19 protein-coding genes are annotated in these 22,635 nt (G+C 65.9%); 10 read left to right on the plus strand and 9 right to left on the minus strand.

Going from position 1 to position 22,635, the window contains the following annotated elements; genetic code table 11:
- The first annotated feature begins 49 nt into the window (after window positions 1–49).
- The 7 genes from AC0SZ7_RS09745 (at window position 50) to AC0SZ7_RS09775 (ending at window position 6,265) form a co-directional block, all read left to right on the plus strand.
- Window positions 50–535, plus strand: a complete 486-nt coding sequence (locus tag AC0SZ7_RS09745) for a Csu type fimbrial protein (protein WP_475504374.1) — start codon at window positions 50–52, stop codon at window positions 533–535.
- On the plus strand, window positions 529–1,056 hold the full coding sequence (locus AC0SZ7_RS09750; protein WP_475504201.1) for a Csu type fimbrial protein: 528 nt from the start codon (window positions 529–531) through the stop codon (window positions 1,054–1,056). The genes AC0SZ7_RS09745 and AC0SZ7_RS09750 overlap by 7 nt, the downstream gene beginning before the upstream one ends.
- Before the next feature lie 15 nt (window positions 1,057–1,071).
- A complete protein-coding gene (locus AC0SZ7_RS09755) occupies window positions 1,072–1,620 on the plus strand; it encodes a Csu type fimbrial protein (protein ID WP_475504202.1) in 549 nt (182 codons plus the stop codon).
- A gap of 2 nt (window positions 1,621–1,622) precedes the next feature.
- Window positions 1,623–2,114, plus strand: coding sequence for a Csu type fimbrial protein (locus tag AC0SZ7_RS09760; protein ID WP_475504203.1), 492 nt, complete (start codon window positions 1,623–1,625; stop codon window positions 2,112–2,114).
- Window positions 2,115–2,153: 39 nt separating this feature from the next.
- A complete protein-coding gene (locus AC0SZ7_RS09765; protein ID WP_475504204.1) occupies window positions 2,154–2,915 on the plus strand; it encodes a fimbrial biogenesis chaperone in 762 nt (253 codons plus the stop codon).
- A gap of 93 nt (window positions 2,916–3,008) precedes the next feature.
- Window positions 3,009–5,300, plus strand: a complete 2,292-nt coding sequence (locus AC0SZ7_RS09770) for a fimbria/pilus outer membrane usher protein (RefSeq protein WP_475504205.1) — start codon at window positions 3,009–3,011, stop codon at window positions 5,298–5,300.
- Window positions 5,297–6,265 carry a Csu type fimbrial protein gene (locus AC0SZ7_RS09775; protein ID WP_475504206.1) on the plus strand — a complete coding sequence of 323 codons (969 nt, stop codon included), beginning with the start codon at window positions 5,297–5,299 and terminating at the stop codon, window positions 6,263–6,265. The genes AC0SZ7_RS09770 and AC0SZ7_RS09775 overlap by 4 nt, the downstream gene beginning before the upstream one ends.
- A gap of 658 nt (window positions 6,266–6,923) precedes the next feature.
- Here AC0SZ7_RS09775 and AC0SZ7_RS09780 read toward each other — a convergent pair.
- Entirely contained in the window at window positions 6,924–7,658 is a 735-nt protein-coding gene (locus tag AC0SZ7_RS09780) for an anti-sigma factor family protein (RefSeq protein WP_475504207.1), read from the minus strand.
- The gene (locus tag AC0SZ7_RS09785) at window positions 7,655–8,161 is read right to left on the minus strand and encodes a sigma-70 family RNA polymerase sigma factor (protein ID WP_475504208.1); all 507 of its coding nucleotides are present in this window, start codon (window positions 8,159–8,161) and stop codon (window positions 7,655–7,657) included. Before AC0SZ7_RS09785 ends, AC0SZ7_RS09780 begins: the two co-directional genes overlap by 4 nt.
- Before the next feature lie 157 nt (window positions 8,162–8,318).
- Between AC0SZ7_RS09785 and AC0SZ7_RS09790 the strand changes: the two genes are divergently transcribed.
- Together AC0SZ7_RS09790 and AC0SZ7_RS09795 are read left to right on the plus strand one after the other, a co-directional pair.
- Window positions 8,319–9,398 (plus strand): catalase family peroxidase, encoded by a 1,080-nt coding sequence (locus AC0SZ7_RS09790; RefSeq protein WP_475504209.1) that lies wholly within the window; start codon window positions 8,319–8,321, stop codon window positions 9,396–9,398.
- A complete protein-coding gene (locus AC0SZ7_RS09795; protein ID WP_475504210.1) occupies window positions 9,395–9,946 on the plus strand; it encodes a cytochrome b in 552 nt (183 codons plus the stop codon). Before AC0SZ7_RS09790 ends, AC0SZ7_RS09795 begins: the two co-directional genes overlap by 4 nt.
- Window positions 9,947–10,016: 70 nt before the next feature.
- Here AC0SZ7_RS09795 and AC0SZ7_RS09800 read toward each other — a convergent pair whose 3' ends face one another.
- The 3 genes from AC0SZ7_RS09800 to AC0SZ7_RS09810 form a co-directional block, all read right to left on the minus strand.
- Entirely contained in the window at window positions 10,017–11,162 is a 1,146-nt protein-coding gene (locus AC0SZ7_RS09800; RefSeq protein WP_475504211.1) for a M14 family metallopeptidase, read from the minus strand.
- Between the two features lie 58 nt (window positions 11,163–11,220).
- On the minus strand, window positions 11,221–11,727 hold the full coding sequence (locus tag AC0SZ7_RS09805) for a DUF4880 domain-containing protein (protein ID WP_475504212.1): 507 nt from the start codon (window positions 11,725–11,727) through the stop codon (window positions 11,221–11,223).
- A 445-nt stretch (window positions 11,728–12,172) separates the two neighbouring features.
- Complete coding sequence (locus tag AC0SZ7_RS09810; protein ID WP_475504213.1) at window positions 12,173–12,640, minus strand: Lrp/AsnC family transcriptional regulator; 468 nt, start codon at window positions 12,638–12,640, stop codon at window positions 12,173–12,175.
- A 153-nt stretch (window positions 12,641–12,793) separates the two neighbouring features.
- On the opposite strand from AC0SZ7_RS09810, the gene AC0SZ7_RS09815 reads away from it, so the two are divergent.
- Window positions 12,794–16,249 (plus strand): indolepyruvate ferredoxin oxidoreductase family protein, encoded by a 3,456-nt coding sequence (locus tag AC0SZ7_RS09815; RefSeq protein ID WP_475504214.1) that lies wholly within the window; start codon window positions 12,794–12,796, stop codon window positions 16,247–16,249.
- A gap of 63 nt (window positions 16,250–16,312) precedes the next feature.
- On the opposite strand, the gene AC0SZ7_RS09820 is transcribed toward AC0SZ7_RS09815, so the two are convergent.
- The 4 genes from AC0SZ7_RS09820 to AC0SZ7_RS09835 are packed head-to-tail and all read right to left on the minus strand — an operon-like array spanning window position 16,313 to window position 21,765.
- Complete coding sequence (locus tag AC0SZ7_RS09820; RefSeq protein WP_475504215.1) at window positions 16,313–18,181, minus strand: acetyl/propionyl/methylcrotonyl-CoA carboxylase subunit alpha; 1,869 nt, start codon at window positions 18,179–18,181, stop codon at window positions 16,313–16,315.
- The gene (locus tag AC0SZ7_RS09825; protein ID WP_475504216.1) at window positions 18,178–18,978 is read right to left on the minus strand and encodes a gamma-carboxygeranoyl-CoA hydratase; all 801 of its coding nucleotides are present in this window, start codon (window positions 18,976–18,978) and stop codon (window positions 18,178–18,180) included. Before AC0SZ7_RS09825 ends, AC0SZ7_RS09820 begins: the two co-directional genes overlap by 4 nt.
- A gap of 2 nt (window positions 18,979–18,980) precedes the next feature.
- Window positions 18,981–20,588, minus strand: coding sequence for a carboxyl transferase domain-containing protein (locus AC0SZ7_RS09830; RefSeq protein ID WP_475504217.1), 1,608 nt, complete (start codon window positions 20,586–20,588; stop codon window positions 18,981–18,983).
- Window positions 20,589–20,601: 13 nt separating this feature from the next.
- A complete protein-coding gene (locus AC0SZ7_RS09835; RefSeq protein WP_475504218.1) occupies window positions 20,602–21,765 on the minus strand; it encodes an isovaleryl-CoA dehydrogenase in 1,164 nt (387 codons plus the stop codon).
- Between the last annotated feature and the right edge of the window lie 870 nt (window positions 21,766–22,635).

Raw genomic sequence — 22,635 nt, forward strand, 5'->3', positions numbered from 1 at the left:
AAGGATTGAGGATGTGAAGGGATTAGCGATCGCCGCGCTGTCGAGCCTGATGCTTGGCGGCCCGGCACTGGCCACCGAGCTGCAGGTCGAGGTGCGTGTGAACGTGCAGCGCGGCTGTGTGCTGCTGGGCCAGGTGCGCGACGCCGGTCCACAGGACCTTGGGCTGCTGGACTTCGGCAGCACCGCACGCCTGGACGACCGCGCCGGCCCGTTGTCCGCCCAACTGCCACGCAGCCGCTTGCCGCGCCTGGAATGCAACCCCGACACCGCCTACCAGGTACAGGTCGATGGCGGCCAGCACGGTGGCGTCGGCGACGTGCGCTACCTGGCCAGCACCGCTGGCAACGCCATTCCCTATCGGCTGTACAGCGACCCGGCGCGCCACGTGCCCTTTGCCGTCGACCAACCGTTGAGCGGCCGAGTGCCGGCCACCGGCACCATCGAACTGCCGTTGTACGCGCGCATCGAACCGCTGGCCCAGGTGCCGCGTGCCGGGCAATACAGCGACCTGCTGAAGGTCACCGTGACATGGTAGGGCACTGGCTGGCCGCCGTGCTCGCGCTGCTGTGGGCCAGCCATGCCGTGGCTGCCGTCAACGGCGTCAGCGGGCAGATCCAGGCGCGCCTGGTGATCACCGCCGGCTGCGAGGTGCAGAGCGCTGGCAGCACCGCCGCCACCGGCTCGCTCGGCGCCCTGGACTTCGGCGACCAGGGCCCCACCTGGACAGCGCCCATTGGCGCCAACGTCGCCAGCGGTGGCAGCGCCCTGCAGGTGGCCTGCAACCCCACAGTCACCGGTTTCAGCGTGACCATCGATGGCGGCGCCAACGGCGACGGCACCACCCGGCGCCTGAGCAACGGCAGCCGCACCATCCCTTATCAACTGTACCAGAACGCCGCCGGCACCGAGCGCTACAGCATCGGCGAGCAGAAGACCTTCGCCGTCAGCAGTGGCGGGCAAATCCCCATCCCGATCTTCGGCGCCGTGGTGGCCAACACCCGCGCGCTGCCGGCGGGCATCTACCGCGACACCCTGCGGGTGACCCTGAACTGGTAACACAAGGAGTGAATCATGCACGCACAGGCTTTTCGTTCCGCCGCCCTGTTACCGGCCCTGGCCTTGCTGGCAGCGCTGACGCCCGCCGCCCAGGCGGCCACCACGGTCACCGGGCAAGTCACCGCCAGCCTGGTGCTGACCAGCAGCTGCCTGGTGAACGGCGTGGCCGGCAGCACCAACATCAACTTCGGTAGCTTGAACTTCGGCACCACCAGCAGCCTGTTCACCCAGGCCAGCAGCCAGGTGCTGGGCGGTGGTGGCGGGGCCATGTCGATTCTCTGCTCGGCCGGCACGGTGCCGGTGGTCAAGGTGCGCGCCGGCAGCCATGACGGCCAGGCCACCGGCGGCGCCCGCGCGCTGGCCGACGGCGCCGGGCATTTCGTGCCCTACGACTTCTTCACCGACACCGGCTTCGCCAACCTGCTGGCCATCGACGGCACCATCAGCCTGGCCACCAGCACCGGCGTGGCGCAGACGGTCAACCTGTACGGCCGCGCCATCGGCGTGGCGGGCCTGCCCGCCGGCACCTACACCGACACGGTCGCGGTAGAGCTGACGTTCTAGCCATGCCGGGCCTCAAAACCGCGCTGCTGCTGGCGACGCTTGCGGCGCCCTGGCCGCTGGACGCCGCCACCACCAGCACCTTCCAGGTCAGCGCCGCCATCACCAGCGGTTGCCTGGTGGTGGGCGGCGGCAGCAACTACGGCAGCCTCAATTTCGGCAGCTGGTCGGCGTTGGCCACCGGCACGGCGTCGGCGGCAGTGCCCGGTACCGGGGTGACCCTGCAGTGCACCCCGGGGGTCACCCTGAACATGAAAGTGGACGGCGGCCAGAACGCCGGAACCTCGCGCAACCTCAAGGCGGGCACGGCGCTGGTGGCCTACCAGCTGTTTCGCGACGCGGCCTACAGCCAGGCGCTGGGCATCAGCCAGACCGTGACGGTGGCCTACGCCGATTCAACCAACATCAGCCTGCCCATCTACGGCCGGCTGAGCCTGCCCGGCAACGTGCCGGCCGGCAGCTACAGCGATGTCTTGCAAGTGGAGTTGTCCTGGTAAGCCGGGGCGGCCATCGAATTTTGCCTGTGGAGTGTGTGTATGTGGCGTTGGGGCAGTGTGTGTTGTGGGGTGTTGTTGCCGTTCACGGTGCAGGCGGCCAGTTCGGTGCTGATCTGGCCCATCGACCCGGTGCTGGAAGCTGACCAGCAGGCCAGTGCACTGTGGCTGGAGAACCGTGGCAGCGAGCCTGCGAACCTGCAGGTGCGCGTGTTCGCCTGGAGCCAGACGGGTTTCGATGACCAGTACCAGAACCAGCGCGACGTGATCGGCAGCCCGCCGGTGGCACACATCGAGCCTGGCCAGAAGCAGTTGGTACGCCTGACCCGCACCCGCGAAATACCGCCGGGCCAGGAGCAGGCCTACCGCATCATCATCGACGAGATTCCGGCAGCCCAGCCGCCCGGCCAGGATGGCCAGGGCAAGACGGCTGCCGCCATCCGCTTCCAGATGCGCTATTCGGTGCCGTTGTTCGCCTACGGTGCCGGCCTGTGGAGCAAGCCCGACCCCAGCCGCGAGCGCGACCCCAAGGGTGCGGGTGTGCCTGCATTGAGCTGGCGCACGGTCAGCGAGAACGGCCGGAACTTTGTCGAGGTGCGCAACCAGGGGCCGGTGCACGCGCGCCTCACCGACGTGGCAGTGCAGCAGGGTGCCCAGCGCCGGCCGTTGGGCGAAGGCCTGCTGGGGTACGTGCTGCCGGGCGCGAGCATGCGCTGGCCGCTGCCGGAAACCGCGCAGGTGTCGGCGTTGCAAGGCCGCGTGAATGGTAGTGCGGCGCCGCAAACCGTGGCGCCTGCGCGCTGATTGGCGTGGGTGGGGTTGGCTTGATAAGGGAGATGGCCCATCGATCGGCACGGATGCCCCTCGACACTTGCGTGGTTCACCTTGGGGTGGCTGTTGTACCCCTGTGCCACGCTGGCAGGGGAGCTGCCGCCACCGCCCACCGGCCTGGAGGCTGAGCCCGATGCGCCCCTGTACCTTGAACTGGTGGTCAACCGGATGAGCACCGGCCGCGTGGTGCAGGTGCAGCAACGCGCCGGGCAGCTGTACCTGCCACTGGCCGACCTGCAGGCGGCCGGTTTGACACTGCCCGGCATTGACGGCCCCGAGGTGGCGCTGGACAGCGTGCAGGGCCTGCACACCGACTACGACAGCCAGGCCCAGCGCCTGCTGCTGGACGTACCGCCCGACTGGCTGCCGGCCCAGCGCATCGGCAGCAGCCAGGCGTACCCGCGTAGCCAGGCCATGAGCAGCTTCGGTGCGCTGTTCAACTACGACCTGTACCTGAACGACACTGACGACGCGGGCCGCTACCTGGCGGCCTACAACGAACTGCGCTTTTTCGACAGCTGGGGCACGGTGTCCAGCACTGGGCAGCTGCGCCAGAGCCTGTCGGGCAATGCCTACGCCGACACCAGCCGCTTCCGCCGCTACGACACGACATGGCGCTACAGCGACGACGAGCACCTGTTGACCGTCGAGGCCGGCGACCTGGTCAGCGGTTCTTTGCCGTGGAGCAACTCGGTGCGCCTGGGCGGGGTGCAGCTGTCACGAGACTTTTCCGTGCGGCCGGATCTGGTCACCTACCCGTTGCCTGCCTTTGCCGGCGAGGCGGCGGTGCCGTCCTCGGTGGACCTGTTCATCAACGGCTACAAAAGCACTAGCGCCGAGTTGCAGCCGGGGCCCTATACCCTCACCAACATTCCCTACATCAATGGCGCGGGTGAGGCGGTGGTGGTGACCACTGATGCCCTGGGCCGGCAGGTGTCCACCACGCTGCCGTTCTACGTCACCAGCACCTTGTTGCAGCAAGGCCTGATGGACTTTTCCGTGGCGGCGGGCAGCGTGCGCCGGGACTACGGCCTCAAGGATTTTGCCTACGGACCCGGCGCCTCCACCGCCAGCGTGCGCTACGGCCTCAGTGACTACTTTACGCTTGAGGGGCACGCCGAGGCTGCGCAGGCGCTGAACCTGGGCGGCGTGGGCGGCAACCTGCGCCTGGGTAACCTGGGCGTGCTCAATACCGCCGTCAGCCAAAGCCGCTACGACGGCCTCGGCGGCCAGCAGTACAGCCTGGGTTACCAGTACAACAGCCCGCGCTTCAGCTTCAATTACCAGCGCCTGCAACGGCGTGATGATTACGCCGACCTGACCCTGGTGGACGCGCCCTACACGCGCATGAGCCAGCGCAGCCAGCAGGCCACCCTCAGCGTCAACCTGGACCGCTACGGCAGCCTCGGCGCCGGCTATTTCGACGTGCGCGCCGGCGATGACTCGCGCACCCGCCTGCTCAACCTCACCTGGAGCAAGCCGCTGTGGGGCAACAGCAGCTTCTACCTGTCGGCCAACCATGAAATCGGCGCCAGCAACTGGGCGGTTCAGGCGCAGGTCACCATCCCGATCGACCTGCGCGGCAACCTCAGCGTTGGCATCGAGCGCAGCCAGCAGGGCCAGACCCAGCAGCGGGTCAACTACAGCCAGGCGGTGCCAACCGAGGGTGGCGTCGGCTACAACCTGGGCTATTCGCGCGGCGACCAGCAGACCTACCGCCAGGCCGACCTGACCTGGCGCCTGCAGTCGGTGCAGTTGCAGGTGGGCGCCTACGGTACCAGCGAGCAGACCACGCGCTGGGCCGACGCCGCCGGTTCGCTGGTGTGGATGGACGGCAGCGTGTTCGCCGCCAACCGCATCGACGATGCCTTCGTGCTGGTGAGCACCGACGGCTATGGCGGCGTGCCGGTGCGCTACGAAAACCAGCGCGTCGGCGACACCGACCGCAGCGGGCACCTGCTGGTGCCGTGGACCAGTGGCTACTACCGCGGCAAATACGAGATCGACCCGCTCAACCTGCCGGCCAACGTGCGCAGCCCGTCGGTGGAACAGCGCGTGGCCGTGCGCCGCGGCAGTGGCTATCTGCTGGAGTTCCCGCTGACCCGGGTGGTGGCCGCCAGCCTGGTGCTGGTGGACGCCAACCAGCAACACCTGGCCCTGAGCAGCAACGTGCTGCACGAGCAGAGCGGTGCGCGCACCGTGGTCGGCTGGGACGGCCTGGTGTACCTGGAAAACCTGGCGGCGCACAACAGCCTGGTGGTGGAGCGCGTGGATGGCAGCCAGTGCCGGGTGCAATTCGACCTGGACGTGCAGCAGCAGGGCGACGTGCCCTTGCTGGGGCCGTTGGTGTGCCAATGAAGCGGTGGCTGGCGGGGCCGGTGTTGCTGATGGCCAGCGCGGGGGCGCAGGCAGTCTGCGCTATTTCCACGCCAACGCCGCCCACCTTCGGCCAGGTCAGTTCGGTGCTGCTGCGTACCACGGTGCAGTCCACCTCCACCCTTAACGGTGCGCTGACCTGCACCGGTTCGCTGCTGAGCCTGCTGGGCAGTGGTGATCATTTCAACCTGACGGTGAGCTCCAGCCAGCCCGGGCTGCAGGTGGGTGCCGCAGGGCTGGTGATCGGCTACACGGTGTACGCCAACGACAGCACCAGCTACCCGCTGACCCGCGGGGTGGCCTATGACTTTGCGCGCAACTCGATCATCGACGCGCTGGGGCTGTTGGCCGGCTCCTCGCCCAAGTCGGTGCCGCTGTACTTCAAGACCATCATCGGCAGCAACGTGCCGGCCGGTACCTACAGCGAGACCTTGAACCTGGCTTGGAACTGGAACTACTGCTCGGGCATCGGCATCGGCGCCATCTGCCTGGGGCGCGACATAGGTTCGGGGGCGACCACCATGCAGGTCACCCTGCAAGTCACCAACGACTGCCAGATCACCGCGCCGAATATCAACCTGGGCAGTGCGCCGCTGGTGCTGGGCTTCACCACGGTGAACAGCAGCATCAGTGTGGCCTGCACCCTGGGCAGTGCCTATACCGTGGGGCTCAGCGATGGCGGCTACCCCGTCAGCGCCGGGGGGCGGCGGCGCATGATCTCTGGCAGCAACTACCTGGCCTACGACCTGTTCAAGGGCGCCGGCACGGTGCGTTGGGGCAGCACCGGAGCGGCGCGGCGCAGCAGCAGCGATGCCGAGGTAAACCCGGGCAACGGCACGGGAACGGGGAGCCAGGTGTTCAACTTCAATGGCAGGGTGTACACCGACCAGATGACGCCGCCGGTGGGGGGGTATCTGGATAGTGTGGTGGTGGATGTGGCGTTCTAGCGGACACCAGTCCCCGTAGCAGCTGCCGAAGGCTGCGTCCGGCCACGCTGCGGTGTACCTGGAAAACCGTGCCCTGACGCGGCCTTCGGCCGCTGCTACAGGAACCACGTAGCAGCTGCCGAAGACTGCGTCCGGCCACGCTGCGGTGTACCTGGAAAACCGTGCCCTGACGCGGCCTTCGGCCGCTGCTACAGGAACCACGTAGCAGCTGCCGAAGGCTGCGTCCGGCCACGCCGCGGTGTACCTGGAAAACCGTGCCCTGACGCGGCCTGGCGGCCGCTGCTACAGGAACCACGTAGCAGCTGCCGAAGGCTGCGTCCGGCCACGCTGCGGTGTACCTGGAAAACCGTGCCCTGACGCGGCCTAACGGCCGCTGCTACAGGAACCACGTAGCAGCTGCCGAAGACTGCGTCCGGCCACGCCGCGGTGTACCTGGAAAACCGTGCCCTGACGCGGCCTAACGGCCGCTGCTACAGGAACCACGTAGCAGCTGCCGAAGGCTGCGTCCGGCCACGCCGCGGTGTACCTGGAAAACCGTGCCCTGACGCGGCCTAACGGCCGCTGCTACAGGAACCACGTAGCAGCTGCCGAAGGCTGCGTCCGGCCACACCGCGGTGTACCTGGAAAACCGTGCCCTGACGCGGCCTGGCGGCCGCTGCTACAGGTTCTGCAGGGTCTTGGCAGCGATGTCGACCGGGGCCACCACGGCGTAGTTGTACCCAGGCCCCGACCAGTAGTCCGCCTGCAAGTTGCCTTCACGCCGCGAACCGCGAGGCAGCAGGTTGTTGTCCGGGCCTGGCGGGCGGATGTAGAAGGTGACCCGCGCACCTTTGGTATCCTGGTATAACACCATGGCGGCGGGGCCCTGGTCGGTGCTGAGTAGCCGTGCGCCCACCGGCTTGAAGCCGGCCTGGCTGAGGTCGGGCAGGCGCTTGGCGTTGGTGAAATTGCGGTCCAGCCAGGGTTGCAGGGTGTCGGCGTCGCTGACCTTGAAATCGGCGGGCAGCACGTCTTTCTGCGCGAACAGGCGGTAGGCCTGCAGCGCGTCGGTCATGGGCGCCACGCTGGGGTGACGGGCTTCGTGGGCCTGCCAGCCGCCCAGGCCTCCCAGCCCCACGGCCAGCACCAGCACGGCGGCGCGGGCCAGGTGTTGCTGGTAACGGTGGCGGCGGCGCACGCGCAGGGTGGTCGGGTCCAGCGCCGGGTTGTCGGCCAGGGGCGAGCTGCCCAGCACCGAGCGCAGCAGGCGCGCGTCCTTCTGCCAGCCCTTCACCTGGGCGGCAGCCTCGGGGTGGCTGTTCAGCCAGGTTTCCAGGCGCTGGCGGTCGGCGGGGCTCAGGCGCAGGTCCACGTAGGCGTGGAGGTCGTGTTCGGTCGGCGGCAAGGTAATCATTTCAGTATCCGCAGGGCAGGGCGATGGATCTCGCCTTCATTGAGCTGGCGCAAAGCCTGGCGCGCGCGCGACAAGCGTGACATGACAGTGCCGATGGGCACCTGCAGCACGGTGGCGGCCTCCTGGTAACTCAGGCCCTCCACGGCCACGGCGTGCAGCAGCGCGCGCTGCTCGTCGCTGAGGCGGTCGAAGGACTGCAGGGCCGACTGGGCCATGACCGTGCGCTCCACCGACGGCTGATAGTCGTCGCGGCCGGTGAAAAACTCCAGCAGCCGCGCATAGCGACGCGCGCGGCGATGGTTGTCGACAAACTGGCGGTAGAGGATCTGGAACAGCCAGGCGCGCAGCTCGCCCTCCGCGTCCTTGCTGGCGCGCCGGCTCAAGGCCTTCTCCAGGCAGGTCTGCACCAGGTCGTCGGCGCTGCTGGGTTCGCGGGTCAAGGACAGCGCGAAACGGCGCAGGCGCGGCAACAGGGTACGCAATTGATCATCAAACTCGTTCATGGCGGCCTGCACGGTGGGGCTCTGTTTCAAGACTAGCAAGACGAATGACGAGGCGTTTTATTCCACCGGGCCTAACCTCAAATTATTCAGCGGCGGGACAGGGAATAAAACGCGCCGGCCTTCGTCTCATAGCACCCCACCGATTCCGGAGTCGCTCATGCCGCAACCAACGCCCCCACCCTTGACCCTGTTCGACAAGGCCGTGCGCCTGTTGGGCATCGCCGCCATCCTGGCCGTCGCCGTGGCCGCCTTCGCCTATGTCAGTGGGCGCCTGGACCCGGAGCGGCTCAAGCCCCGCGACCTGGTCAACGCGCTGCAGACCAACAATGGCGTACACCCCGGCTACCGCCGCAACCACGCCAAGGGCGTGTGCGTGATCGGCTATTTCGAAGGCAACGGCCAGTTGCAGGCACTGTCCAGCAGCAGCGTGTTCGCCCAAGGGCGGACGCCGGTGGTGGGGCGTTTCGCCTTGCCCAGCGGCAACCCCTATGCGCCCGACAGCAGTGTGCCGCTGCGCAGTTTCGCCTTGCGCTTCAACCTGGCCAACGGGCAGCAGTGGCGCACGGGCATGAACAGCATGCCGGTGTTCCCGGTAGGTACGCCCGAAGCGTTCTACGCCATGCTCAAGGCCGGCACCCCGGACCCGGCCACCGGCAAGCCGAAGCCGGACGCCATGCCTGCATTCTTCGCCACCCACCCCGAGACCGGACCGTTCCTGGCCTGGGTCAAGGGCGCCAAGCCGTCGGCCAGCTACGCCACGGAAACCTATAACAGCATCAATGCCTTCTACCTCGACAATGCCGATGGCCAGCGCCAGGCCGCGCGCTGGTCGGTGGTGCCTGACGCCACCGACAGCACGCCGGCCGGCGCCAACGCCGGCGCCGATTTCCTCCAGGCTGACCTGGCCCAACGCCTGGCCGGCGGCCCGCTGCGCTGGACCCTGCGCATGACCCTGGCAGAACCCGGCGACCCGGTGGACGACGCCAGCAAGGCTTGGCCCGCCGGGCGCAAGACCGTGGACGCCGGCACGCTGGTGGTGGAGCGCATGCAACCGCAAATCACTGGGCAGTGCCGTGACGTCAACTATGACCCGACCATACTGCCCAGCGGCATCGAAGCCTCCAACGACCCACTACTGGCCGCGCGCTCGGCGGCTTACGCCAGCTCGTACCTGCGCCGCACCTCGGAAGTCGACCAGCTCAGCGCCAACGCACCTGCCGGGGAGGCCAAGCCATGAAAGCACGTCCTGAACATTTTGCCCCGGCCGCGCGGGTGTTGCATTGGGTGATGGCGATCATGCTGATTGCCATGCTGTTCATTGGCGTGGGCATGGTCAGCACCGTGTCCGAGCGCCATGAGTGGCTGCTGCACCTGCACAAGCCGCTGGGCATCGCCATTCTGGCGCTGGTGATCGTGCGCCTGCTGGTGCGCTGGTGTACCCGCCAACCGCCGTTGCCGGCCGACCTGCCGGGCATCCAGAAACTGGCGGCCAAGCTGTCGCACTGGTTGCTGTATGCGTTGATGTTCGTGCTGCCGCTGGTGGGCTGGGCCATGATTTCGGCGGCGGGCGACCCGGTGATGCTGGGCGCCTCACTGCACCTGCCGCCGATATTGCCGGCCGAGCCGCATACCTATGCGCTGTTGCGCAAGGCCCATGGCGTGCTGGCGTACCTGCTGTTCCTGACGGTGCTGGCGCACCTGGGCGCGGCGCTGTACCACGGCTGGATCCGCCGCGACGGCGTGCTACAGAGCATGACTTCGGGGGATAAGGCCAACACCCCGTAGCCCATGACGCGGCCTGCGGCCGCTGCTACAAAAGCAATCCCGTAGCAGCTGCCGCAGGCTGCGTCCACGGTTACCGCAGGTCGCGGGCCATTGTCGCGATCACGCTCAACACGTCCTTGCCCAACTGCGCCGAGCGCTTGCCCGACCAGCCGGTGACCGTGTCGGGGTTGTCGTCGTGGTCCTTGAACGGCATTTCCAGGGTCAGCGACAGGCAGTCGAACTTCGCCCCCACGGCGTTGCACGCCAGGGTCATGTTGGCCTGGCCCGGCTCGTCGCGGGTGTAGCCGTGCACCTGCTGGAAGTCTGGGGTCTGCTGGCACAGCAGGTCGCGGAAGCGTTGTTCCAGTTCGGCGATGCGCGGGGTGTATTGCGGGTTGCCTTCACAGGCGGCGGTGAACACGTGAGGGATTTCCTCGTCGCCGTGGGCATCGATGAACAGGTCCACGCCGTATTTCTGCATCTGCTGCAGGGCGAAGAACACCTCGGGGCTGAACTCGGCGCTGGCGTCCTGCCAGGCACGGTTGAGGTCTTTGCCTTTGGCGTTGGTGCGCAGGTGGCCATGGAACGAGCCATCGGGGTTCATGTGCGGGATCAGGTACAGGTCGGCTTCGGCCAGCAGGGCGTTCAGCTCGGCATCGTCACGATGCTTCAGGCGTTCGATGATGCCTTCCATGAACCATTCGGCCATGTGCTCGCCCGGGTGCTGCTGGGCAATCAGCCAGACCTTTTTCTTGCCTTCGCTGCCGTCGCCCTTGCGCAGCAGTTGCAGGTCGCGGCCTTCGGCGCTCTTGCCCACGGCCAGCAACTGCAGGCCGGCCTGGGTCACGGCCTCGCTGATCAGCCAGTCGTGGCGTTCGCGGCTGTAGGGCTCGAAATAGGCGAACCAGGCCTGGGGCTGTTCGGGCTCGAAGCTGAAGGTCAGCGCCTGGCCGTCGAAGTGGCTGGGTACGCGGAACCAGGTCTTCTGGTCGTAGGAGGCCACGGCGTTATAGCCGGCCCAGGCGTTCTTGTAGGAAGACTGCCCGGCGTTGGTCAGGCTGAAGCCGTAAGGCTGGCCAGGCGAGAGGCCGTCGACCTTGAAATGGAACCACTGGAAATGGGCGCTGTGGGTGTCCGGGCGCATTGCCAGGCGCACCTGCCGAGGGTCGCTGGCGTCGAGCAGCTGGACATTGCCGCTGTCGAAATCGGCGCTGATGGTAAGGGGGGCCGCGGCCATTGTTCGCTTCCTTATAAAGTCGAGGACGCCCGTACTTTACACGCAAGCGTGGCGCCAGTCAGATCCAGCCGGCCAACCCACCCAGCAGCAACGCGCCCAGCAGCGCCATGCCCCAGCCCAGCAGGCCGGTGTGGCGGCGACGGTGCTGCCAGCCGGACTCGCCCAGGTGCCGGGCTGCGGCCAGCAGTTGGCGCCAACGCAGTTCGGTGGCGTGGAAGGCTTGCAGGTGCGTGGCGTCGGCGTCCAGCCAGCGGCGGAAGTCGATGCGGTCGCTGGCGGTGGTGTGCGGGTTCTGCAGTTTCACGTACCAGGCGCTGGCGGCTTGGCTGCCGGCAGGGCTGCGGCACTGTTCAAGCACCTGCAGCATGTCCCGTTCGACGTGCTCCACGCTCAGGTCCAGGCGCTGGGCGATGGCGGGGTAGGGCAGGTCATCCAGGCGGCTGAGCAGAAACACCTGTTGCACGCGGCGCGGCAATTTCTTCAGGCGCAGGTACAGTGCATCCTGGCCCTGGTCGACCGGCTGGTGCTGGAAAAGGTTGTGCAGGGGCGTGAGCAGATGGGTCATCGAAACGTCCTCCTGGCCGCCATGGGGCCTGGTCGATAGCGGGCTGCGAGAGCATCCGTGAGGGGGCGTCTTCCCTGACGCTGCCGCAGCTTAATATTTTTGAGAGTGATTCTCAAGTGCAAATATGTCATCTGGCTGGCTAAATAATTGATTTGCTAGCTGAAAATTAGCGATGAGCACTTTCCTGTCGCAATAGTCCTTTGCTATCATGCGCGCCATCGAATTCAAGCAACACCCTTCTTCATTAGCCTGAAGAAACTAAAAAAAAGACCCGGCAAAAAGCCGGGTCAAAAACCGTGATTAGCCTGATGAGGAGATAATTCGAAAGTCCGACCTAAGGCCTTTCGAATTACCCAACCGATCTCGCGATCAGTTGGCTCAATAATAATCGTTATCATTTGCAAGTCAAATGATTTGTTGCCGCGTTTGTGAAAATTTATTTCGCTCAGTCCAGCGGCAACTCCGTGGTGCGTTTCACCTCGCTCATGGCGATGTTGGAATGCGCTTCCTGCACATGCGGCTTCTGCAACAGATGGTCGCGCAGGAAACGTTCGTAGGCCCCAATGTCCTGGGCCACCACCTTGAGCATGTAATCCATACCGCCGGCCATGGTGTAGCACTCCAGCACCTCCGGGTAGCCGGTGATCGCTTCCTCGAACTCGGCCAGGTAGCGCCGCCCGTGCCCCGACAGCTTGACGTTGACGAACACGGTCATGGTCAGGCCCAGCTTCTGCGGGTTCAGCAGGGCCACCTTGCGTTCGATCAGCCCTTCCTCCTGCATGCGATGAATGCGCCGCCAGCACGGTGACTGCGACAGCTCCACGCGCTCGGCGATCTCGGCCGCCGACAGGTCGGCGTCGTGCTGCAGCAGGCGCAGGATGCGACGGTCGAGGGCGCTCAGTTTGGACTGCATGATCATTTCCCTTTTCTTGTTTTTGGCGCAACGTTCATGCGCCATAACAGCAGAAACGCCCGAATTTAGAAAGAAAAAGCCTCACTCCGAAAGGCATATTTTTAGCCACTGACTGATGAGTCATGGCAACCATAAAAATAACAGGAGTGCCGCATGTCCCTAGCCGACGTCCGCCTGGACGACAAGTACCGCCTCGCCACCGGGCACCTGTACCTCACGGGTACCCAAGCCCTCACGCGCCTGCCCATGTTGCAGAAACAGCGCGACGAGGCCCGTGGCCTGAATACCGCAGGCTTCATTTCCGGTTACCGTGGTTCGCCCCTTGGCAATCTCGATAAAAGCCTGTGGGAAGCCCGCGACTACCTGCAGAAGAACGCCATCCATTTCCAGCCCGGGGTCAACGAAGAACTGGGCGCCACCGCCGTGTGGGGCAGCCAGCAGGTGAACCTGTTTCCCCAGGGCAAGTACGACGGCGTGTTCGCCCTGTGGTACGGCAAGGCCCCGGGTGTGGACCGCTGCGGCGACGTGTTCAAGCACGGCAACTCGGCCGGCGTGGCGCCCAAGGGCGGCGTGCTGGTGCTGGCCGGTGACGACCACGGTTGCAAGTCCTCCACCATCGCCAGCCAAAGTGAGCACGCGTTCATCGCCGCGATGATTCCGGTGCTCAACCCCAGCAACGTCCAGGAAATGCTCGACTACGGCATCATCGGTTGGGAACTGTCGCGTTACAGCGGCTGTTGGGTGGCGATGAAAACCATTGCCGAGAACGTCGATTCCTCGGCGGTGGTCGAGGTCGATCCGCTGCGGGTGCAAACCTGCGAGCCCACCGATTTCGCCTTGCCCGAGGGCGGCCTGCACATTCGCTGGCCCGACCCGCCGCTGGCCCAGGAAGCGCGCCTTAACACCTACAAGATCTACGCCGCACGCGCCTTTGCCCGCGCCAACCAGCTGAACAAGGTGGTGCTCGACTCGCCGCAGCCGCGGCTGGGCATTGTCACCACCGGCAAGTCGTACCTGGACGTGCGCCAGGCCCTGGAAGAGCTGGGCCTGGATGAAAAGCTGTGCGCCAGCGTGGGCATTCGCGTGCTGAAAATCGGCATGAGCTGGCCGCTGGAGCCGGTTTCGGTGCACGACTTCGCCCAGGGCCTGGACGAGATCCTGGTGGTGGAGGAAAAGCGCAGCGTCATCGAAGACCAGCTCACCGGCCAGCTGTACAACTGGCCCGTGGACAAGCGCCCGCGGGTGGTGGGCGAGTTCGACGAGGAAGGCCGCTCGCTGCTGCCCAACCTCAGCGAGCTGACCCCGGCGATGATCGCCCGGGTCATCGCCAGGCGCCTTGCGCCCATTTACAGCAGCCCGCAGATAGAGGCGCGGCTGCGCTTCCTGCAGGACAAGGAGCAGGCCCTGCAGGCGCCGCTGCACAACGTGCAGCGTACCCCGCATTTCTGCTCTGGCTGCCCGCACAACAGCTCTACGAAGGTACCCGAGGGTAGCCGCGCGCTGGCCGGTATCGGCTGCCACTACATGACTATCTGGATGGACCGCGAAACCGATACCTTCACCCAGATGGGCGGCGAGGGCGTGACCTGGATCGGCCAGGCGCCATTCACCGAGACCGCCCACGTGTTCCAGAACCTGGGCGACGGCACCTATTTCCACTCCGGCCACTTGGCGGTTCGCGCCGCAGTGGCGTCCGGGGTGAACATCACCTACAAGATTCTCTACAACGACGCCGTGGCCATGACCGGTGGCCAGCCCATCGACGGCACCCTGCGGGTCGACCAGCTCAGCCGCCAGGTGTTCGACGAAGGCGTGCAGCGCATCGCCCTGGTCAGCGACGAGCCGGATAAATACCCCAGCCGCGCCGGGTTTGCGCCTATCACCACCTTCCACCACCGCCGCGACCTGGACGCGGTGATGCGCGAGTTGCGCGAGTTCAAGGGCGTGTCGGTGATCATCTATGACCAGACCTGCGCCACGGAAAAACGTCGCCGGCGCAAACGCGGAACCATGCCAGAGCTGAACAAGCGCGCGCTGATCAACCCGGCAGTGTGCGAGGGTTGTGGCGATTGCGGGGTGAAGTCGGGCTGCCTGTCGGTGCTGCCGCTGGAAACGGCCCAGGGCCGCAAGCGCGAGATCGACCAGAACGCCTGCAACAAGGATTTCAGTTGCGTGGAGGGTTTCTGCCCCAGCTTCGTCACCGTGCACGGCGGCCAGTTGCGCAAGCCGCAGTTGCCCAGCCGTGACCAGGCCTTCGCGGCGCTGCCGGCACCTGTACTGCCGAGCCTGGCGCGCCCGTTCAATATCCTCCTGCCCGGCGTCGGTGGCACCGGCGTGACTACCGTGGGCGCCATGCTGGGCCTGGCCGCGAACCTGGAAGGCAAGGGCTGCAGCGTGCTCGACCAGGCCGGGCTGGCGCAGAAATTCGGCCCGGTGGTGACCCACATTCGCATCGCCGCGCGCCAGGAAGACCTGTTCGCCGTGCGCATCGCCGCCGGTGATGCCGACCTGCTGCTGGGCTGCGACCTGCTGGTGGCTTCCGGGCCTGACGCGCTGGCGAAGCTGAGCCTGGACAAATCCCACGCCGTCATCAACAGCCAGCAGACGCCCACGGCCGCCTTTACCCGCGACCCCGATGCGCAGTTCCCGGCGGCGGCCATGACCCAGGCGATCAGCGACGCAGTGGGCGCCGACAAGACCCACTTCGTCGATGCCACGCGCCTGGCAGTGGGGCTGCTGGGCGACAGCATTGCCAGCAACCTGTTCATGCTCGGCTACGCCTACCAGTTGGGGTTGATTCCGCTGACCGCCGAAGCCATCGAAAAAGCCATCGAGCTCAACGCGGTGGCGGTCAACCTCAACCAGCAGGCGTTCCTGTGGGGGCGCCGCGCAGCCCATGACGTGCGCACGGTGGAAGCGGTGCTGAAGCCGGTGGTGCAGGCCCCGGTAGAACCGAGCCTGGAAGAGCGCGTGGCCGCCAACGCGGCAACCTTGCGCGACTACCAGAACCAGGCCTATGCCGACCGTTACCTGGCGCTGGTCGAGCAGGTGCGCGCCAGCGAAACCCGCCAGCTGCCCGGCCAGCCATTGGCGCTGACCGAGGCGGTGGCCCGTTATGCCTTCAAGCTGATGGCCTACAAGGACGAATACGAAGTGGCGCGGCTGTACAGTAACGGCGAGTTCACCCGCCAGTTGCAGGGCCAGTTCGAGGGCGACTACCGCCTGCAGTTCCACCTGGCGCCGTCGTGGCTGGGCAAGCAGGGCAAGCGCAGTTTCGGCCCGTGGATGCTCAAGGCGTTCGGCCTGCTGGCGCCATTGAAATTCCTGCGCGGCACGCCGTTGGACCCGTTCGGCTACAGCCAGGAGCGGCGCCAGGAGCGGGCGCTGATCGAGGCTTACCAGGCTGACATCGCTTTGATTCTTCAGCACCTGACCCCGGCTAACCGCCACACGGCGCTGAGCCTGGCGCGCTTGCCGGAGCAGATTCGCGGGTACGGGCACGTGAAGGACAAGGCGGTTGGCGTGGCCGAGCAGGAAGCGCAGCGCTTGCGCCAGTGTTTGCGTGACGGCGAGGCTGCGGTGGTCAAGCTTTACGAAGTGGCTGCCTGAAGAGACGCGGCCTTCGGCCGCTGCTACGGATCTCCTGTAGCAGCGGCCGCAGGCCGCGTCCAATCACTCGGGTTGCATGTCTACCAGCACATCCCCCTCCGCAACCATCTCGCCCTCCTGGCAATGCAACGCCTTCACCACCCCAGCCTCCGGCGCGCGAATGCTGTGTTCCATCTTCATGGCTTCCAACACCACCAGCGGTGCGCCGGCCTCCACCTGCTCGCCAACGCTCACCAGCACCCGCACGATGCTGCCGTTCATGGGCGCGTTGAGGCCGCCTTGCTGGCCGTGGCTGGCGTCGGCTTCGGCGATGGGGTCGACACGGGTTACCGGATGCACTTCGCCGTTCCAGCGCAGGTACAGGGTGTGACCGCGCATGAAGGCTGGCGCGTGGGGAGGGCAGGGCTGCAGGTGCACTACCTGGCGCTGGTCGCGGCACCGCAGGTGCACCACGGTTTGCGCCGGCAAGCCCAGGCGCAGGCCATTGGCCGCACCCCATGGATCGTTGCTGGTTGGCTGCACGAACGCGGCAGCCGCGGCCTGCCAGAACGCTTCGGGCAATTGGGCCGAAGCGGGCAGCAGCTCGGCCTGGTGGCGGGGAATGAAGCCGGTGTCCAGCTCGGCGGCGGCGAACGCCGGGTGGCCGATGATGCGCCGCAGGAACGCCAGGTTGGTGCGCACGCCGCCCACGGCGAACTCGTCGAGCATGGCGAGTAGGCGCAGCCGCGCCTGTTCCCGAGTGTCGCCCCAGGCAATCAGCTTGCCCAGCATGGGGTCATAGAACGGCGACACGCTGTCGCCCTCGCTGACGCCACTGTCCACCCGGCGGCCGGGGCCTGGGGCGCACTCCTGGTACAGCGCCAGGGTGCCGGTGGCGGGCAGGAACTGATTGTCCGGGTCTTCGGCGTACAGCCGCACTTCAATGGCGTGGCCGTGCAGCGGCACCTGCGCCTGGGTGATGGGCAGTGGCTCGCCCTGGGCCACGCGAATCTGCCAGGCCACCAGGTCCAGGCCGGTGATGGCCTCGGTGACCGGGTGTTCCACTTGCAGGCGGGTGTTCATCTCCATGAAGAAAAACTCGCCGCGGGCGTCCAGCAGAAACTCGACGGTGCCGGCGCCGACGTAGCCGATGGCCTGCGCGGCTTTCACCGCAGCCTCGCCCATGGCCTGCCGCAACGGTGGGGTGAGGCCTGGCGCCGGGGCTTCCTCGACGACTTTCTGGTGGCGGCGTTGAATCGAGCAGTCGCGCTCGTTGAGGTACAGGCACTGGCCATGCTGGTCGGCAAACACCTGGATTTCCACGTGACGGGGTTGCAGCACGTATTTTTCCACCAGCATGCGCGCGTCGCCAAACGACGACTGCGCTTCACGTTGCGCCGAGGCCAGGGCGTCGGCCAGCTCGGCTTCGCGCTCCACCACCTTCATGCCCTTGCCACCGCCGCCGGCCGTGGCCTTGAGCAGCACCGGGTAGCCGATGCGCTGGGCTGCGGCGCGGAACGTTTCCAGGTCCTGGGCCTGGCCGTGGTAGCCAGGCACCAGCGGCACCCCGGCGGTTTCCATCAGCGCCTTGGCCGCCGACTTGCTGCCCATGGCGTCGATGGCCGAGGCGGGTGGGCCGAGAAAAATCAGCCCGGCCTGTTCGATGGCGCGGGCGAATGCGGCGTTCTCGGAAAGAAAGCCGTAGCCGGGGTGAATGGCCTGGGCGCCGCTGCTGTGGGCGGCGGCAATTATCTTGTCGATATCCAGGTAGCTGTCGCTGGCCTTGCTGCCGCCCAGGTCCACGCGCAGGTCGGCTTCGCGGCTGTGCCGGGCGTCGCGGTCAATGGCGCTATGCACGGCCACGGTGGTCAGGCCCATGGCCTTGGCGGTGCGCATTACCCGGCAGGCAATTTCGCCGCGGTTGGCCACCAGCAGGGAGGTAATAGTGCTCATGGCTGTTGCTCCTGCCAGGCCGGTGCTCGTTTTTCCAGGAACGCGCGCAGGCCCTCCTGGCCTTCGCCGCTGACACGAATGCGGGCGATGGCGTTTTCGCAGTAACGCCGCACCGCCGCGGTGGTTTCGCCGTGGGCGACTTCACGCAGCAGCTCCTTGCAGGCGCGCATGGCCAGGGGGCTGTTGAGCAGCAGATTGTCCACCCAGTGCGCCAGGCGCTGTTCCAGCTCGGCGCTGGCGCAGGTTTCGGCCAGCAGGCCCAGCTCGTGGGCGCGCTGGCCGTCGAAGCGCTCGGCGGTCAGCGCATAGCGGCGCGCGGCACGCTCGCCGATGGCCTTGACCACAAAGGGGCTGATGACCGCAGGCGTCAGGCCGATGCGCACCTCCGACAGGCAGAATTGCGCATCGGCGGTGCCCAGGGCCATGTCGCAGCAACTGATCAGCCCCAGCGCCCCACCGTAGGCGGCGCCGTGAACCACGGCCAGGGTCGGCAGCTTGAGCTTGCCCAGGTTGTACATCAGCTCGGCCAGCTGGCGGGCGTCGTCCAGGTTGGTGTTGAAATCCAGCTGCGCCGATTGCTGCATCCAGGCAAGGTCGGCACCGGCGCAGAAGTGCTTGCCGCGGCCGCGAATCAGCAGGAAACGCAGGCTGGCGTCGGCGGCCACGGTGTCCAGTGCCAAAATCAGTTCGCGGATCATCTGGGCGTTGAAGGCGTTGTGTTTGTCGGGGCGGTTGAGCCACAGGGTGGCGAAACCCCGCGGGTCATGTTCGAGTTGCAGGGTGCTGAAGTCGTTCATGGTCACATCCTGAAAATGCCGAAACGGCTGGCTTCGATGGGCGCGTTGAGGGCGGCCGACAGGGCCAGGGCGAGGATGTCGCGGGTCTGCGCCGGGTCGATGACGCCGTCGTCCCACAGGCGGGCGCTGGAGTAGTAAGGGTGGGCCTGGCGTTCGTATTGTTCGAGAATCGGCTGCTTCAATGCCGCTTCTTCCTCTGCGCTGAAGCTGCCACCGGCGCGTTCGCTCTGCTCGCGCTTGACCTGCACCAGCACGCCGGCGGCCTGTTCGGCGCCCATCACGCCGATTCGCGCGTTGGGCCACATCCACAACAGGCGCGGGTCGTACGCGCGGCCGCACATGCCATAGTTGCCGGCGCCGAAGCTGCCGCCGATGATCACCGTGAACTTAGGCACCCGCGCACAGGCCACCGCGGTTACCAGCTTGGCGCCGTGCTTGGCGATGCCGCCGGCTTCGTATTTCTGGCCAACCATGAAGCCGGTGATGTTCTGCAGGAACAGCAGCGGGATGCCGCGCTGGCAGGCCAGTTCGATGAAGTGCGCACCTTTTTGCGCCGCTTCGGCGAAGAGGATGCCATTGTTGCCGAGGATGGCGATGGGCATGCCGTGCAGGTGGGCGAAGCCGCACACCAGGGTGGTGCCGAACAGCGCCTTGAATTCATCGAATACCGAGCCGTCCACCAGCCGCGCGATCACTTCGCGCACATCGAAGGGTTGCTTCGCTTCGGCCGGTATCACCCCGTACAGCTCGTCGGCAGGGTAGAGCGGGGCGTTGGGCGCCTGGCACTGCAACTGCCCTTGCTTGCGCCAGTTGAGGTTGGCCACGCAGCGCCGGGCGATGGCCAGCGCGTGTTCGTCGTTGTCGGCGTAATGGTCGGCGACGCCGGAGACCTTGCAGTGCACGTCGGCGCCACCCAGTGCCTCGGCAGTCACCACCTCGCCGGTAGCAGCCTTCACCAGTGGCGGCCCGGCGAGGAAGATCGTCGCCTGCTCGCGGACCATGATGGTTTCGTCCGACATGGCCGGCACGTACGCACCGCCAGCGGTGCAGGAACCCATCACCACGGCGATCTGGGGGATGCCCTGGGCGCTCATGGTGGCCTGGTTGAAGAAGATGCGGCCAAAGTGCTCACGGTCGGGGAACACCTCGTCCTGGCGCGGCAGGTTGGCGCCACCCGAGTCCACCAGGTACACGCAGGGCAGGCGGTTTTCCTGGGCGATGGCCTGGGCGCGCAGGTGCTTCTTTACCGTCAGCGGGTAGTAGCTGCCGCCTTTGACCGTGGCGTCGTTGGCGATGATCATGCATTCCACGCCTTCGATGCGGCCGATACCAGCGATGATGCCGGCGGCCGGCACGGCCTCGTCGTACACGTCATAAGCTGCCAGCTGACCGATTTCCAGGAACGGCGAACCGGCGTCCAGCAGGCGGTTGATGCGCTCGCGTGGCAGCAGTTTGCCGCGCGAGGTATGGCGCTGCTGGGCCTTGGCGCCGCCGCCTTCGTGCACCTGGGCGAGCAGGCTGCGCAGGGCGCCTACCTGTTCGAGCATGGCCGCGCTGTTGGCGAGGAAGTCGGCGGCGCGCGGGTTGAGTCGGGTGTGCAGGGTAGCCATGGGGCGCGCTCCGTCAGCGGGTTTCGTTGAACAGCTCGCGGCCGATCAGCATGCGGCGGATCTCGCTGGTGCCGGCGCCGATTTCGTACAGCTTGGCGTCGCGCAGCAGGCGCCCGGCGGGGAACTCGTTGATGTAACCGTTACCGCCCAGAATCTGGATAGCGTCCAGGGCCATCTGCGTGGCGCGCTCGGCGGTGTACAGGATCACCCCGGCGGCGTCCTTGCGCGCGGTCTCGCCGCGCTCGCAGGCCTGGGCCACGGCGTACAGGTAGGCGCGGCTGGCGTTGAGCTGGGTGTACATGTCGGCGACCTTGCCCTGTATCAGCTGGAACTCGCCGATGCTCTGGCCGAACTGCTTGCGGTCGTGAATGTAGGGCACGATCAAGTCCATGCAGGCCTGCATGATGCCGGTGGGGCCACCCGAGAGCACCACGCGCTCGTAGTCCAGGCCGCTCATCAGCACCTTCACGCCGCCGTTGAGCACGCCGAGGATATTCTCTTCGGGCACCTGCACGTCGTCGAAGAACAGCTCGCAGGTGTTGGAGCCGCGCATGCCCAGCTTGTCGAACTTGTTGCTGCGGGTGAAGCCGGCCCAGTCGCGCTCGACGATGAAGGCGGTGATGCCATGGGCGCCTTTTTCCAGGTCGGTCTTGGCGTAGATCACATAAGTGTTGGCGTCGGGGCCGTTGGTGATCCAGGTCTTGCTGCCGTTGAGCACGTAGTGGTCGCCACGCTTGTCGGCGCGCAGCTTCATGGACACCACGTCGGAACCGGCGTTGGGTTCGCTCATGGCCAGGGCGCCGACGTGCTCGCCACTGATCAGTCTGGGCAGGTATTTGAGCTTTTGCGCGTGGCTGCCGTTACGGTTGATCTGGTTCACGCACAGGTTGGAGTGGGCGCCGTAGGACAATGCCACTGACGCCGAGGCGCGGCTGATTTCTTCCATGGCCACCACGTGGGCCAGGTAGCCAAGGCCTGCGCCGCCATATTCTTCCGGCACGGTAACGCCCAGCAGGCCCATGTCGCCGAACTGCCGCCACAGGTCGGCGGGGAACAGGTTGTCACGGTCGATCTGCGCGGCGCGCGGGGCGATCTGGGCGGCGGCAAACGCCTGCACCTGGTCGCGGAGCATGTCGATAGTTTCGCCCAAGGCGAAATTCAGGGTCGGGTAGCGCATGGGTGGCCCTTCATGGATTGTTTTTATGGAATGAATGCTGACCTTTACGTTAACGTAAACCTGCTGGCGCGGGCTGTCAAATCGGTGCGGTGGGAAGGGGGAGGGAATAAATCGCGGAAAGCACTGAGGGGAGCCGAAGCTCCCCTCAAGGTCTTGTTGCTTGCTCTTTTTTTATTATTGAGGGGCGGCCTGTTGTTGTTTTTGGCGACCGTGACCCTTTACCGCTGTTTCGTGTGACCCACATCCTGGGTCAAGAGCAAACGTATTTTTTTGAGCGCTGATTCGCCTGTCACCGGTACGTCGCTGCCTCGGGGCAGTTTTGTTGTTCTGTGTACGGTGTGGGGCAAGCCCCGGTGGCGCATCCTCTCCAAAAAAATCTGTTAGCTTCGCCTCTGCCGCGATTGTTCTTGTTATGCCAGAGCCGTTACGTGTTGTTTTTATTGGGTACTGCAGTTTTATTGTTTTTGTTGTACGAGAGATAAAGCAGGTCCCGTGCCAACTTTTCAAAACCCAATGAATTCGGGGCTTTCGCCGTTTTCAGGAATTTTTCACCAGATTTCACATCCCGATGTGTTTCCCTGTTACCCGTTTCGTGGGGAAGTGTGCGGGTGAGGTGACACTTTGTCGCACCCCTGTGCGGGATGTCAAATTCACTCGACGGGATACTCAATCACGGCAACCACCGGCCGCCCGCGCGGCCTGTCGCGGCCAAGGCCGGCGCCTACGTTTGTTGGAACGTGCCATTTCTGTGGGATTTGGGTTGTTGCGGAAAGCACTGAGGGGAGCCGAAGCTCCCCTCAAGGTATTGTTGCCTGCTCTTTTTTTATTATTGAGGGGCGGCCTGTTGTTGTTTTTGGCGACCGTGACCCT

The organism is Pseudomonas sp. JC1203 (assembly GCF_056175065.1).